The organism is Enterobacter sp. SENG-6 (genome assembly GCF_001605945.1).
Taxonomy (GTDB): Bacteria; Pseudomonadota; Gammaproteobacteria; order Enterobacterales; family Enterobacteriaceae; genus Enterobacter; species Enterobacter cloacae.
In genome coordinates this window covers 15712-30341 of the sequence record NZ_LOMM01000028.1, presented here as the reverse complement: position 1 = coordinate 30341, position 14630 = coordinate 15712, and the positions used below count along the sequence as shown (strand labels likewise).

13 protein-coding genes are annotated in these 14630 nt (G+C 55.8%); 2 read left to right on the top strand and 11 right to left on the bottom strand.

Features of this window, described 5'->3' with window-relative positions:
- Positions 1–29 precede the first annotated feature (29 nt).
- The 3 genes from AX755_RS14750 to AX755_RS14740 all read right to left on the bottom strand — a co-directional run bounded on the left by AX755_RS14750 (position 30) and on the right by AX755_RS14740 (position 1515).
- A complete protein-coding gene (locus AX755_RS14750; protein ID WP_029883350.1) occupies positions 30–455 on the bottom strand; it encodes a DUF3828 domain-containing protein in 426 nt (141 codons plus the stop codon).
- The gene (locus AX755_RS14745) at positions 455–817 is read right to left on the bottom strand and encodes a hypothetical protein (RefSeq protein WP_061771428.1); all 363 of its coding nucleotides are present in this window, start codon (positions 815–817) and stop codon (positions 455–457) included. The genes AX755_RS14750 and AX755_RS14745 overlap by 1 nt, the downstream gene beginning before the upstream one ends.
- Before the next feature lie 125 nt (positions 818–942).
- On the bottom strand, positions 943–1515 hold the full coding sequence (locus tag AX755_RS14740; protein ID WP_013096509.1) for a flavin reductase family protein: 573 nt from the start codon (positions 1513–1515) through the stop codon (positions 943–945).
- 108 nt (positions 1516–1623) lie between these two features.
- Between AX755_RS14740 and nhoA the strand changes: the two genes are divergently transcribed.
- A complete protein-coding gene (gene nhoA / locus AX755_RS14735) occupies positions 1624–2460 on the top strand; it encodes an N-hydroxyarylamine O-acetyltransferase (protein WP_062856992.1) in 837 nt (278 codons plus the stop codon).
- 115 nt (positions 2461–2575) lie between these two features.
- Here the strand turns inward: nhoA and AX755_RS14730 are convergent, their stop codons facing one another.
- From AX755_RS14730 to AX755_RS14700, 7 genes are all read right to left on the bottom strand, one after another.
- Positions 2576–3289: an isochorismatase family protein gene (locus AX755_RS14730; protein ID WP_062856991.1), complete on the bottom strand. Its 714-nt coding sequence runs from the start codon at positions 3287–3289 to the stop codon at positions 2576–2578.
- Between the two features lie 241 nt (positions 3290–3530).
- On the bottom strand, positions 3531–4211 hold the full coding sequence (gene narI, locus AX755_RS14725) for a respiratory nitrate reductase subunit gamma (RefSeq protein ID WP_013096512.1): 681 nt from the start codon (positions 4209–4211) through the stop codon (positions 3531–3533).
- Positions 4208–4903, bottom strand: coding sequence for a nitrate reductase molybdenum cofactor assembly chaperone (gene narW / locus AX755_RS14720; protein ID WP_062856990.1), 696 nt, complete (start codon positions 4901–4903; stop codon positions 4208–4210). The genes narI and narW overlap by 4 nt, the downstream gene beginning before the upstream one ends.
- Entirely contained in the window at positions 4903–6447 is a 1545-nt protein-coding gene (narH, locus tag AX755_RS14715) for a nitrate reductase subunit beta (RefSeq protein ID WP_029883343.1), read from the bottom strand. The genes narW and narH overlap by 1 nt, the downstream gene beginning before the upstream one ends.
- A complete protein-coding gene (locus AX755_RS14710; protein ID WP_062856989.1) occupies positions 6444–10184 on the bottom strand; it encodes a nitrate reductase subunit alpha in 3741 nt (1246 codons plus the stop codon). The genes narH and AX755_RS14710 overlap by 4 nt, the downstream gene beginning before the upstream one ends.
- Before the next feature lie 67 nt (positions 10185–10251).
- Positions 10252–11637: a NarK family nitrate/nitrite MFS transporter gene (locus tag AX755_RS14705; RefSeq protein WP_062856988.1), complete on the bottom strand. Its 1386-nt coding sequence runs from the start codon at positions 11635–11637 to the stop codon at positions 10252–10254.
- A gap of 207 nt (positions 11638–11844) precedes the next feature.
- On the bottom strand, positions 11845–12420 hold the full coding sequence (locus AX755_RS14700; RefSeq protein WP_040022636.1) for a TetR family transcriptional regulator: 576 nt from the start codon (positions 12418–12420) through the stop codon (positions 11845–11847).
- A gap of 116 nt (positions 12421–12536) precedes the next feature.
- Here AX755_RS14700 and AX755_RS14695 point away from each other — a divergent pair, with 116 nt between their 5' ends.
- Positions 12537–14024 (top strand): MFS transporter, encoded by a 1488-nt coding sequence (locus AX755_RS14695; protein WP_047024879.1) that lies wholly within the window; start codon positions 12537–12539, stop codon positions 14022–14024.
- A gap of 62 nt (positions 14025–14086) precedes the next feature.
- Here the strand turns inward: AX755_RS14695 and AX755_RS14690 are convergent, their stop codons facing one another.
- Entirely contained in the window at positions 14087–14623 is a 537-nt protein-coding gene (locus AX755_RS14690) for a dihydrofolate reductase family protein (protein WP_062856987.1), read from the bottom strand.
- Positions 14624–14630 lie beyond the last annotated feature (7 nt).

Here is a 14630-nt window from a genome sequence, read left to right as displayed (position 1 = left end):
ACAAAAAGCCCTTCTTTTCTTTCATCGTTTTACTTAATCAGCGTAGCCGATCGAACTTTCCATTTTCCTTTTTCCTGGACGAGACAATCTGCGACAACATGATCTTGCGTTTTACCAAATGCGAGATAGACATTTGTGCATACGGCATCAAAATCTGAATGCAAGACTGTTATCTGATCCCAGTCCTCATTCCAGTCCTGAGATTTGATGAACATATCCGCGTCAGGCATATCTTTTTCGTTACTGTCGCCTGAGTACATTGCTTTAATTGCTGCAACGGTCTCAGAGGTAACGTAATCATTCATGATGTCTGGATTGAGGACTGGCGGTTTGTCCTGATTCAACTGCGCGATATACCATTGATTAAATGTAAGAGCTGCCACTGCCGGTGCATCACTGCTATCAGCGACTGCGAACGGTGACAGGGCGAAAAGTAAAAAGAAGCGTCTTTTCATTAGTCATGCCTGAATAATTCATAATGTGGCTGTATGTTGCGGTATGCCTGTCCTGGGTACATGGTGCGTTGTACAAAATCGCTAATCCACTGTTGCCCATCGTATATACAAACGTGGCCACTATCGTGACCCACAATATTTTGAATAACGGCTACGTCACCTGCATGCGGTTGATCATATACCAGGCGGAAGCCAGCGTTGACTAATGTCAGCCCCATATCTTTTGCAAGACGCGTATTGGGGATTTTTAATCTTCCTCCCACTCTGATTGCTTTTGTGACGTAGTGAGCGCAATAACCTGTGCTCCGAGGTTGGGCATGAGATTTGGCATACGAGATTGCACCATCTTTATTCCATGACATTGATATTTCCTTAATGAGAGATTGCTAATGCAACAATCCGGAAATATCCTCTGTTTTACATCGTTATGGTAAACATAAAATGCCATAGAAGTTTTATATAATTCAGTGGGATACAATTAATAATATCAATCCAGCGCCTTCACCATTTTCCCACTCGCCACAAACGTCCCGGCTCCCAGATGGTGCAGGGTATTCAGCTTATCCCCGTCAAACTGCCAGCGTCCGGCGACAAACGCGCGTTCATCGGCGGCGGCTGAAACCACTTCCCCGAACAGCGTATCGTACTTTTCTGCAGCGGATGTAACGGGTAATAACCGGCACTCCATCCACGCCAGACATTTCTCTTCAATGACGGGCAGACCGAGTGCCGGACCGTTCACCACCGGGATGCCGTAGCAGTTGAATTTGTCTTCGTCGCGCCCGCTAACGCTACCCACCGCGTAGGTCCAGTTGGCGGCGGACACGCCGGGAATGACGATGCCAAATTGCCCACTGCGTTCAATCAGTTCACGCGACCAGGTGCTTTTATCCACCACAATGGCGATACGCGGTGGTTCAAACTCAACCGGCATCGACCACGCGGCAGCCATAACGTTACGCCTGTCCAGGGTTTCATCCCGACTGGTGATAAGCACGGTGGGACCATGGTTTAAAAGACGGCTGGCATGACGTAATTCAACAGGACGAAAGTGGTTCATAGGGTCTCCTCATTAATAACGATGAGTATGGCGAAAAAGCACGGAAATCAAAGTGGACACGTAAAATTAGTTTATAAACAGAACATCACTGTTAAAGGAAACTGATGCATGTCCCCATTTCTGACTGCCTATTTCGCCCGCACCGGCTGGAAACAACCGGCTACTGTTGATATCGACACCTTGCGCGCGCTGCATTTACATCACAACTGTGCGATCCCGTTTGAGAATATCGATGTCGTTCTGCCGCGCGAAATACAGCTCGACGATCAAAGCCTTGTCGACAAACTTGTTAAGGCGCGTCGCGGGGGGTATTGCTTTGAACAAAATGGCTTGTTTGAGCGCGTGTTGCGCGAAGTTGGGTTTACGGTGCGCAGCGTGCTGGGACGTGTGGTATTAGCGAATCCACCGCAAATGCCGCCGCGCACGCATCGCCTGTTGCTCGTCGAACTTAACGGCGAGCGCTGGATTGCCGACGTTGGGTTTGGCGGCCAGACGCTGACGGCACCGATTCGTCTGCTTGCCAACGAAGAGCAGGAGACGCCGCACGGGCTGTATCGTCTGCTGAGCGAGGGGAACGACTGGGTACTGCAATTCCGTCACCATGAGCACTGGCAGTCGATGTACCACTTTGACCTGACGACACAATATTTCAGTGATTACGTCATGGGCAATTTCTGGTCAGCGCACTGGCCGCAGTCCCATTTCCGCCATCATCTGCTGATGTGCCGCCATCTGCCTGACGGCGGCAAACTGACGCTGACCAACTTCAACTTTACCCACTGGCAACAGGGCCATGTGGAGGAGCAGATCCATCTTCCCGATGCTGCGGCGCTGTATCAGTTGATGCAGGAGCGCTTCGGGCTGGGTGTTGACGATCCGAAGCACGGTTTTTCACTGGCGGAGCTGACGGCGGTGATGGCAGGGTTTGAAACTCACGGAAAATAGCCGCCTCGCTATCGGCCACGAAACTCGCGCCGATAGCGAGAAGGCGAGGTGTTATTAAGCCTCCGTGTGCCAGCCAGTATAGAGACCTGGCTGGCGACGGGGATCAAGTCCGGTCTTATTCTGTGACTGGCAGCGCCATAACGTCTTTGGTCGTCATAATCTCGGCAAACACATCGGCAACACCGGCTAATGCCGCACGTTGCAGCGCTTTGTGGTCCATCACGCGACCCTGACCATCATCCAGATCGCGTGTTGCTGTCGCATCTTCAGGGATAATCACGTTATAGCCCAGCGGAACCGCGTCACGTGCGGTAGAGGAAATGCACATGTGCGTCATCAGGCCAATGACTATCACTTTTTTGATCCCTTTTTTCTTCAGCTGGCTATCCAGATCGGTGCCGACAAAAGCACTCGGCGTCGCTTTGGTGATAATGGCATCGCGTGCAGAAGGCTGTAGGTCTTGATGGAACCTGGCATAAACAGACCCTTCGGCAAACAGCGGGCTATCCTTTGGCGCTATATGGCGCACGAAGTACACCGGCATCCCCTTTTGATGGGCATAGCTAACCAGCTTTTGACTGTTCTTCAGTACCTTATCGCCATCAGGGATCACCATCTGACCACGAAAATTTTTACCTGCGTAATATTCGTTTTGGATATCCACCACGATTAACGCCGTTTGTGAGGCGGATAAAGACGAAGTCGCCGTTGCGCCTGTCATTGCACGAATGGTTTTGCTATTCGTGCCGGTCGTTTCCTGCGCGCTAGCATAAGTGGAAAAAGTGCTCATCATGCCGATCAGCAATGCTGTACGAAAAAATGGTTTCATCACGCGAACTCCTTCTGTGTTGTGTTCCGGAGCCATTATTCCGCACAGTTGCTCACAGTATGAGTCACCTGGAGAACCAATAACGATACTTTTGGGCCATTATGAGACGACATTTCGTGGTGGAATTTTCTTCTGCAAAGCGGCATGCTTCAGCCTTCATCGCCCGGTGGCGGCTACGCCTTACCGGGCCTACAGGTGCTTGAACGTAGGTCGGGTAAGGCGCAGCCGCCACCCGACAAAATCAACGGCGCGATCTCACCACCTGGTACCGACGGGTAAAGTATTCAAACGGTGCGCTCCACACGTGCACCAGGCGGGTGAACGGGAAGATAAGGAAAATAGTCATCCCCAGCACCAGATGAACGCGGAAGATGGGGGCAACGCCACTCAACATTTCCGATGAGCCGCCCTTAAACGTCACAATTCCCTGCGCCCAGCCGACCAGCTTCATCATCTCGCTTCCGTCAGGATACTGTGCGGAGAAGGGGATAGTGGTCAGCCCCAGAATGCACTGTATCAGCAGGATACTCATGATGATGATATCCGGCGTGGTGGAAGTGGCGCGCACCCGCTGGTTGAACAGGCGGCGAATCAGCAGCATGGACCCGCCAATCAACGTCAGCACGCCGCAAATCCCCCCTGCAATCATGGCTAACTGCTGCTTAACCGCGACGGGTAAAAACCAGGCATACATCCAGTGCGGGGTTAGCATGCCGAACAGGTGGCCGAAGAAAATCCCCAGGATCCCAATATGAAACAGGTTAGAGGCCCAGTTCATACCGCGTTTGCTGAGCATCTGGCTCGATGAGGCGCGCCAGGTGTATTGCCCGTAGTCGTAGCGCAACCAGCTGCCAAGGAAAAACACGGTGGCGCAGATGTAGGGGTAAATGTCATAGAAAAAGACGTTCAGGTAATGTGTCATTTTGGGCCTCCGGCGCTGACGTCTACGTACTGCGGCGCGACGTCCTGGCTAAAGCGTCGTTGATAGTGCTGCATCGGCGAGCTGTCGCACGATGTGGCGTTGTCTTCGATAAACTTGACCTGTTCCTCTTCCCATACGGCGTCCAGCGCCTGGCGGGTGTCATCGCGTTTCTCCGTGGCCACCTGTTTCGCCACGCTGTCGCTGGAAAGCCGCGTTCCGGCCAACACCAGCAGGGCATCGAACAGCTGATAATGGGCCACGCCGCGCTGCTTCAGACGCCCGCCAATCAGCGCCAGGATAGGCGCGACGTTCTGCAATCCTTCGCGCGCCTCGTCGTCCATAACGATACTGAGGTACTCCAGATAGAGCGGCAGATAGTCCGGCAGTTCGCGGCAGTCGAGCTGTAGCCCGGCTTTCTCATACTGGCCCATCAGGTCAACCATCGCCTGACCGCGATCGCGGGATTCAGCGTGAACATGCTCGAACAGCAGCAGCGACGTCGCGCGGCCACGCTCAAATACCTCGCACCACTCGGCCTGTTTATCCAGCAGCGGGGCGCTCAGGTGCTGACGGGCAAACGACAGCAGCATGGGTGCGTCCTGCTCAATGAGCGAAAGCGCTTCCTCGCGATTTTCCCACAGGGTCTCATCGGGATACTCAATCAGCAGCGCGATGATTTTGAGGATCTGCATTACTCTCCCTCCCCATGTTCGCGCACCTCGGTGATGTTGATGGCATCAATCCGGCTGCTGTTGAAGAGGTTAAATTTGGTGTCAGAGCCGTGGCAGCCGTCGCCAAAGGTGAAGCCGCAGCCGTTACGTTCCGGGAAGGCATCGCGCGCCATTTCACGGTGGCTGGTGGGGATCACGAAACGATCCTCATAGTTGGCGATGGCCAGATAGCGGTACATCTCTTCAACCTGTTCCACGGTAAGGCCTACCTCCTCAATCGCACGGGTGTCCGTGACGCCTTCTACCGTCTGGGAGCGCTTGTAGTGTCGCATCGCCATCATGCGTTTAAGGGCGCGCAGCACCGGGCCGGTATCCCCCGCGCTGAGCATGTTCGCCAGATACTGCACGGGAATGCGCAGGCTCTCTACGGCAGGCAGGACGCCGTCGCTCTGCGGCAGACCGCCTGCGTCAGCGTAGGACTGGATCGGTGACAGCGGCGGCACATACCAGACCATCGGCAGGGTGCGGTATTCCGGGTGCAGCGGCAGGGCCAGCTTCCAGTCCATCGCCATTTTGTAGACCGGGGAGCGCTGGGCCGCATCAATCACGTTCTGCGGAATGCCCTGTTTCAGCGCTTCTTCAATCACCGCCGGGTCGTTCGGGTTGAGGAACACGTCGCACTGGCGCTCGTAGAGATCGGTTTCATGCTCGGTGCTGGCGGCTTCCTCAATACGGTCCGCGTCATACAGCAGCACGCCGAGATAGCGGATGCGCCCGACGCAGGTTTCCGAGCAGACGGTCGGCTGGCCGGATTCAATGCGCGGGTAGCAGAAGATGCATTTTTCTGACTTGCCGCTCTTCCAGTTGAAGTAGATCTTTTTGTACGGACAACCGCTGATGCACAGACGCCAGCCGCGGCATTTGTCCTGATCAATCAGCACAATGCCGTCCTCTTCGCGCTTGTAAATGGCGCCGCTCGGGCAGGTGGCGACGCAGCTTGGGTTCAGGCAGTGCTCGCACAGGCGCGGCAGGTACATCATGAAGGTGTTTTCAAACTGGCCGTACATCTCTTTCTGGATCTTCTGGAAGTTACGGTCGCGGGCGCGTTTTTCGAATTCGCCGCCCAGCAGCTCTTCCCAGTTGGGTCCCCAGACGATTTTATCCATCCGCTTGCCGTCAATCAGCGAACGCGGGCGAGCGGTAGGGAGGTGATCCCCCTCCGGCGCGCGGTGCAGATCCTGATAATCGAAGGTGAAAGGCTCATAATAATCGTCAATCTGCGGCAGGACGGGGTTAGAAAATATTTTCGACAGCACCCCCATTTTGCCGCCGAGACGCGGCGTCAGCTTACCGTGAATACCGCGGATCCAGCCGCCTTGCCACTCTTCCTGATCTTCCCAGTTTTTCGGGTAGCCGATCCCCGGTTTGGTTTCGACGTTGTTAAACCATGCATACTCCATCCCTTCACGCCCGGTCCAGACGTTTTTACAGGTGACCGAGCAGGTGTGGCAGCCAATGCATTTATCGAGATTCAGTACCATGCCAACCTGTGAACGTATTTTCATTTTTTCGTCTCCTGTACCTGATCCCGACCTTCGCCATCCAGCCAGTTAATGTTTTTCATTTTGCGGATCATGATGAACTCGTCGCGGTTGGAGCCAACGGTACCGTAATAGTTGAAGCTGTAAGCCAACTGCGCGTAACCGCCAATCATGTGCGTCGGTTTCGGGCAGACGCGGGTCACCGAGTTATGAATACCGCCGCGCCGTCCGGTCACCTCTGAACCCGGAATGTTAAGAATGCGCTCCTGGGCGTGGTACATCATGGTCATACCCGGCGGCACGCGCTGGCTCACCACCGCGCGGGCGGTGAGGGCGCCGTTGGCGTTGAAGGCTTCAATCCAGTCGTTGTCCTCAATGCCCAGCTCACGCGCGTCGGTTTCACTGATCCAGACAATCGGCCCGCCGCGCGACAGGGTCTGCATCAGCAGGTTTTCACTGTAGGTAGAGTGGATGCCCCATTTCTGGTGCGGCGTCAGGAAGTTGAGCGCTTTTTCCGGGAAGCCGTTCGGCGGGATCTCGCGCATATGGCTGACGCTGCGGGTATCAATCGGCGGACGGTAAGCCACCAGACTTTCGCCGAAGGCACGCATCCACGGGTGATCCTGATACAGCTGCTGACGGCCGGAGAGGGTGCGCCACGGGATCAGCTCGTGAACGTTGGTATAACCCGCGTTGTAGGAGACATGCTCGCTTTCCAGACCGGACCAGGTTGGGCTGGAGATGATTTTACGCGGCTGCGCCTGAATATCGCGGAAGCGGATTTTTTCATCTTCTTTATTCAGCGCCAGGTGGGTGTGGTCGCGTCCGGTCAGTTCGCCCAGCGCCTCCCACGCCTTCACTGCCACCTGACCGTTGGTTTCCGGTGCCAGCGCGAGGATCACTTCGGCGGCATCAATGGCCGTCTCGATACGCGGACGGCCTTTCGCCGGACCGTCGAGCTTGACGTAGTTCAGCTTGCCGAGGAACTCGACCTCGTTTTGCGTGTTCCACGAGATCCCTTTCCCGCCGTTGCCGAGCTTGTCCAGCAAGGGGCCGAGGGAGGTAAAGCGCTCCCAGGTTTCCGGGTAGTTACGCTCGACGACCGCAATGTTCGGCGCGGTTTTACCGGGGATCAAATCGCATTCGCCTTTGCGCCAGTCCTGAATATCAAACGGCTGGGACAGTTCCGCCGGGGAATCGTGCTGCAGAGGCTGCAACACGACGTCCGTTTCCGTACCGAGATGGCCGACGCACACGTCAGAGAAAACTTTGGCGATGCCTTTGTAAATCTCCCAGTCGCTGCGCGATTCCCACGCCGGGTCGACGGCGGCAGACAGCGGATGAATAAACGGATGCATGTCGGAGGTGTTCATGTCGTCCTTTTCATACCAGGTGGCGGTTGGCAGGACGATGTCAGAGAACAGGCAGGTGCTGGACATACGGAAATCGAGCGTTACCAGCAGGTCGAGTTTGCCCTCAATGGCGTTAGTCTGCCAGTCGACCTCTTCAGGCTTCACGTCATCGGTCGAGCCTAAATCTTCCCCTTGTATCCCGCTTTCGGTGCCGAGCAAATACTTGAGCATGTACTCGTGGCCTTTGCCGGAGGAGCCAAGCAGGTTCGAGCGCCAGACAAACAGATTGCGCGGGTGGTTTTTACCGCTGTCGGGCTGCTCGCAGGCGAAGCGGATATCGCCCGATTTCAACGCCTGAACGGTGTACTCCTGCGGCGACAGGCCTGCTGCCTCAGCGCGGGCTTTGATGTGCAGCGGGTTGAGGTTGAGCTGCGGCGCCGACGGCAGCCAGCCCATACGCTCGGCGCGGACGTTGAAGTCGATCAGGTGACCGGTGAATCGGGATGCATCCGCCAGCGGAGAAAGCAGCTCCTGCGCCGTCAGCTTCTCATAGCGCCACTGGCTGGCGTGGTTGTAAAAGAACGAGGTGCTGTTCATCTGGCGCGGCGGGCGGTTCCAGTCCAGCGCGAAGGCCAGCGGCAGCCAGCCGGTTTGCGGACGCAGCTTCTCCTGGCCCACGTAGTGCGACCAGCCACCACCGCTTTGGCCTACGCAGCCGCAGAAGACCAGCATGTTGATCATGCCCCGGTAGTTCATGTCCATGTGGTACCAGTGGTTTACCCCGGCACCGAGAATGATCATCGAGCGTCCATGCGTTTTGTGCGCCGTGTCGGCAAACTCACGGGCAATTTTTTCAATCAGATAAGCGGGGACACCGGTGATCTGTTCGCCCCAGGCCGGTGTATACGCTTTGATCTCACCATAATTTTCAGCCGCGTTACTGTCTTCCAGACCACGATCGAGACCGTAGTTGGCAAGCACCAGATCGTACACGCTGACCACATGTTTCTGGCTGCCATCGGCAAGCGTCAGGGTTTTACTCGGCACGCGGCGGGTCAGCACTGGCTCCTGTTTCACGCTGCGAAAATGCGGGTTCTCATTACCGCCAAAGTAGGGGAAGGCGACATCCGCCACGCTGTCGTGGGTGATCAGCAGGGAAAGGGTCAACTCCGTTTCCTGACCCGCAGCCAGCGATTCCAGGTTCCATTTGCCTTTTTCGCCCCAGCGGAAGCCAATGGAACCGTTAGGAACCACCAGATTACCGGCAATATCAAAGGCGACGGTTTTCCACTCCGGGTTGTTGGCTTCGCCCAGCCCGTCAACAAGGTCGGACGCCCGCAGCATGCGTCCCGGCACCAGACGACCATCGGCCTGCTCATCCAGCAGAACCAGCATCGGCATGTCGGTGTAGCGGCGGCAGTAGTTGAGGAAGTAGTCGCTTGGGTTATCGAGGTGGAACTCTTTGAGGATCACATGCCCCATGGCCATCGCCAGCGCGCTGTCGGTCCCCTGTTTGGGGGCGAGCCACTGGTCGCTCAGTTTGGCAACTTCTGAGAAGTCTGGCGTGATGGCAACGGTTTTGGTCCCTTTATAACGAACCTCGGTAAAGAAATGGGCGTCGGGGGTGCGCGTCTGGGGAACGTTAGAGCCCCAGGCGATGATATAGCTGGAGTTGTACCAGTCGGCGGACTCCGGCACGTCGGTCTGCTCGCCCCAGGTCATGGGCGAGGCGGGAGGCAGGTCGCAATACCAGTCATAGAAACTCAGGCAGGTACCGCCGAGCAGAGAGAGATAGCGGGTACCGGCAGCGTAAGAGACCATCGACATCGCCGGAATAGGCGAGAAACCGGCCACGCGGTCCGGGCCATAATTTTTGATGGTCCAGACGTTGGCGGCGGCAATCAGCTGGTTCAACTCTTTCCAGTTCGAGCGGATAAACCCGCCTTTACCGCGTGCCTGTCGGTAGCTCTGCGCTTTTTGCGGATCGTTTTGAATGGCATCCCAGGCGAGTACCGGGTCGCTGTGCTGCGCCAGCGCCTCGCGCCAGAGTTCAATCAGCCTGCGGCGCACCAGCGGATATTTGAGGCGGTTGGCGCTGTAGAGGTACCAGGAGTAGCTTGCGCCGCGTGGGCAACCGCGTGGCTCATGGTTAGGCAGGTCCGGGCGAGTGCGGGGGTAATCGGTCTGCTGGGTTTCCCAGGTCACCAGTCCGTTTTTGACATAAATCTTCCAGCTGCAGGAGCCGGTACAGTTTACGCCGTGGGTAGAGCGCACAATCTTGTCGAACTGCCAGCGCTGGCGGTAGCTGTCTTCCCAGTCCCGGTTGGTGTGATACACCTGCCCGTGTCCATCGGCGAAACTGTCGCCTTTTGTTTTGAAGTAACGAAAGCGGTCCAGCAGTTTGCTCATGACATTTCTCCTGCTTCGATAGCATGGCCGGAGGGTGCTGCATCACGCTCCGGCGAAGATGTAGTTATTATTTTTGTGAGGATTTACGGCCGTACACCAGCCAGGTGACGAGCACGCAGACGATGTAAAACACGAGGAAGACTTTCATGGCGCCGACCGGCGATCCGGTCATCGCCAGCGAGGTGCCGAAGGCTTTAGGGATAAAAAATCCGCCTACTGCACCAATGGCGGAGATAAAGCCCAGCGCGGCAGCGGTGTCCGTCACGGCTTCATGCTGTGCCTGTTCATCGGTGCCACCTTGCTTTCTCACCCGGTCGATGGTGATTTGGCGAAAGATAATCGCAATCATCTGGAAGGTTGAGCCGCTGCCCAGCCCGGCGGTGAGGAACAGCCCCATAAAGACCAGATAAAACGCGACAAAACTGCCGGAGCCCGAGCCGGGCAGGGTCAGGAAGATCAGGGCGCTAAAGATGGCCATAAAGACAAAGTTGATGAGGGTGACGCGCACGCCGCCCAGCCTGTCGGAGATCATCCCGCCCGCTGAACGCGCCAGCGCACCAATCAGGGGGCCAAAGAAGGCAAGGTGAAGAATGTTAACGTCCGGAAACTGGGTTTTCGACAGCATGGCAAAGCCTGCCGAGAAACCGATAAATGAGCCGAAGGTCGCCAGATAGAGCAGGCTCAGCAGCCAGAGATGAAACCGCTTAAGCACCGGAAGCTGGCTGGCGATAGAGGCTTTTGAGCTGGCGATATCGTTCATGCCAATAAACGCCGCAATGGTGGCCAGCAGCAGAAGCGGGGCCCAAATCCAGGCGGCATTCGCCAGCCACATGGTGGATCCGTCCTCCAGAGGCACACCGTTTACCCCCAGAAAGGTGAACATCGGCAGAAAAATGACCAGTGGCGCGATCAACTGCATTACGCTGACGCCCAGGTTTCCCAGCCCGCCGTTGATTCCCAGCGCGCTACCCTGTCTGGATTTCGGGAAGAAAAAGCTGATATTCCCCATGCTGGAGGCAAAGTTAGCGCCCGCAAATCCGCAGAGCAGGGCAATGACGATAAAGACCCAGTAAGGCGTCTCGGTGTTCTGAATGGCAATCCCCAGCCAGACGCAGGGGATAATGAGGATCACGGTGCTCAATACTGTCCAGTTACGTCCGCCAAATATCGGCACCATAAAAGAGTAGGGGACACGCAATATTGCGCCGGAGAGAGAAGGTAATGCCGTTAGCATAAAAAGCTGATCGGTAGTGAAATTAAATCCGACTTTATTGAGGTTAACCGCAATGGCACTAAATAACATCCAGACGCAAAAGGCCAATAGCAGGCAAGCCACAGAAATCCATAGGTTTCTTCGCGCGATATGTTTGCCTTTATTCTCCCAGAATTGCGGATTTTCCGGTTTCCAGTTACTTAAAAGATGGTGATGACTTTTCTCACTTTGTTGTGACATATCGCCCTCTTGCTTACCCAAATGGAGATAAAAAATAAGTAAAAACAGCTAGATATGTGAAGGTCTGGTATTGTGGTTATTGGAAGTATTGAGATACATCTGAAAGGATAGATAAAAAAGCGAACCCCAGAGTTTGGAAATGAAATAGGGGTTCGCCTAATGTGTTACTAATTGTAACGGTGGGATTTAATTACTCAGAAGGGAGTATTAAAACAACTCCAGAGAAATTAATTTATCAAGATGATTATTAAACGCAGCGTCATCCATTTCAGGCATGTTTAATAGATATATGCCGTCAAGGCCACATACCAGGCCAATTAAACGCCAGGCAATACTTGCTGCCGGGTCACCGGAACGGAATACGCCTGCATCCCTGCCAGCTTCAATAAGGGCAACCGTTTCCTGATGCCACATCTCCATTGTCAGCACATACGCGCCCTTGATCTCTGCGTCGCGGGTTGCGAGGATTTGCGCTTCTCGCCAGAGGCGAATGTAGGGTTCAAACCTGCCGTCATCGCTGCCGAGCATGGCATGTAAACGTGCCCGCCAGCTGGCGTGTTCCCCGACCACATCCGCATCCAGCAGTTCGCGGATCAGCCGGATGAAGGCCAGCGATTTTAACTCACCGCCGGAGGTGAAATGGTGATGCACTTGCCCGGTTGCGACACCGGCTTCGGACGCGATGCGGCGCACCGTCATGGCGGAAAATCCCTCGGCCAGCGCCACGCGCATGGCGGCCTGTAAGATCTCTTCCCGTCTTTCATCCCTGGTCAGATAACCCATTTTCTCTCACTCTTAAATAGCAATGAAACGAGTGTAACAAAGAGCTGGACAAGTGTTCAACATTCCGTAGGATCGCATCCTGGACATGTGTCCATTTTTATATAAAAAGGAAATTTATGTTTCGTCAGTGGTTAGCGTTAGTGATTATCGTGCTGGTGTATATCCCGGTGGCGATTGACGCGACGGTGCTGCACGTGGCGGCGCCGACATTGAGCATGACGCTGGGCGCCAGCGGTAACGAATTATTGTGGATCATCGATATCTACTCGCTGGTGATGGCGGGTATGGTGCTGCCAATGGGCGCGCTCGGCGACCGCATCGGTTTTAAACGGCTGCTGATGCTTGGCAGCACGCTGTTTGGCCTGTCATCGCTGGCGGCGGCCTTTGCCCCCTCTGCGGGCTGGCTGATTGCCGCGCGCGCCTCGCTGGCAATTGGCGCGGCAATGATCATACCGGCAACCCTTGCGGGTATACGCACCTTGTTTATTAACGCGCGAGATCGCAACATCGCGCTTGGCGTCTGGGCCGCGGTCGGGTCCGGCGGGGCGGCGTTTGGTCCGCTGATTGGCGGTATGCTGCTGGAGCATTTTTACTGGGGATCGGTCTTTTTGATCAACGTGCCGATTGTGCTGGTGGTTGTGTCGCTGGCCGCGGTCTATGTTCCACGTCAGCAAGGGCGCCCAGAGCAGCCGCTAAATATTAGCCATGCCGTCATGCTGATTGTGGCAATTTTGCTGCTGGTCTACAGCGCCAAAACCGCGCTGAAAGGCGGGCTTTCACCATGGCTGGTGGCCTGTACGCTGCTCACCGGCGCGGTATTGCTGTTTATCTTCGTACGTATTCAGCTTCGCGCCCGCGTGCCGATGATCGACATGCGCCTGTTTTGCCATCGCATCATTTTAAGCGGGGTGGTGATGGCGATGACCGCCATGATCGCCCTGGTGGGGTATGAATTGCTGATGGCCCAGGAGCTGCAGTTTGTGCATGGCTTTACCCCGTTTGAAGCGGGCATGTTCATGCTGCCGCTCATGGTCGCCAGTGGGTTCAGCGGCCCGATTGCCGGGATACTGGTTGGTCGTCTGGGGCTGCGCATGGTAGCGGCAGGCGGAATGGGGCTGAGCGCCGTCAGCTTTATTGGCCTGTCGATGCTCGACTTCAGCACGCAGCAGTGGCAGGCGTGGTGCCTGATGGTGCTGCTTGGCTTCAGTGCGGCGAGTGCGCTGCTGGCCTCCACCTCGGCAATCATGGCGGCGGCGCCGAAAGAGAAAGCCGCCGCTGCCGGGGCGATTGAAACCATGTCCTACGAACTGGGCGCGGGCCTGGGGATCGCGATATTTGGTCTGTTGCTGACCCGCAGCTTCTCTGCGTCGATTGAACTACCGCAGGGCTTACCTTCAACGCTGGCTGATAAAGCCTCGTCATCCATTGGCGAAGCGATGAAGGTCGCGCAGGATCTCAGTCCGGCGCTCGGTGAAACCGTCATTGAGGCGGCAAAAACGGCGTTCATCACGTCGCACAGCGTGGCGTTAGGCAGCGCCGGTGGGATGTTATTGCTGCTGGCGATTGGGATTTGGTTTAGCCTGGCGAACGCGCCGCAACAGTAAATGCAAGCCCGAAGGCGCTGCACCTTCGGGCTTTTCACTCCTGCTGCAGCGGCGCGGTGTCGTTATCGCGTCAGCCGATAGTGCGATTGCACCAGACCTGACGGGAAGCTACGGGTGGATAAAAGCATTAAATCGATATCCCGGGGCAGCGAGCCGAACAGCGGCTTGCCTGAGCCGATCAGGACAGGAACGGTGGTGATAACCATATCGGCCACCAGTCCTTCGCGCAGAAACGACTGGATCACCTGTCCGCCATCTAAATAGACGCGGTGTGCGTTCTGCGCCGCCAGCTCATCAAGCGCTTCCTTTGGGTTACAGCGGGAGAACTGCACTTTACCTTTCAGCGGCTCGGGCACCTCGGTGTCAGCCAACTGACTGGAGAGCACCAGCACGGGTCGGTTATAGGGCCATTGGTCAAAGGTCAGCACTTTCTCATAGCTTCCCCGGCCCATCACAATCCAGTCTTTGTCGGCAATGAACGCATCATAACCATGATCTTCCGTTGGATCATCGCGCTGGAGTAGCCAGCCGATATCGCCATCCTGGCGGGCAATGTAGCCATCAAGACTGACGGCGATAAAAACGTGGGTAGTAATCATCGAGGGC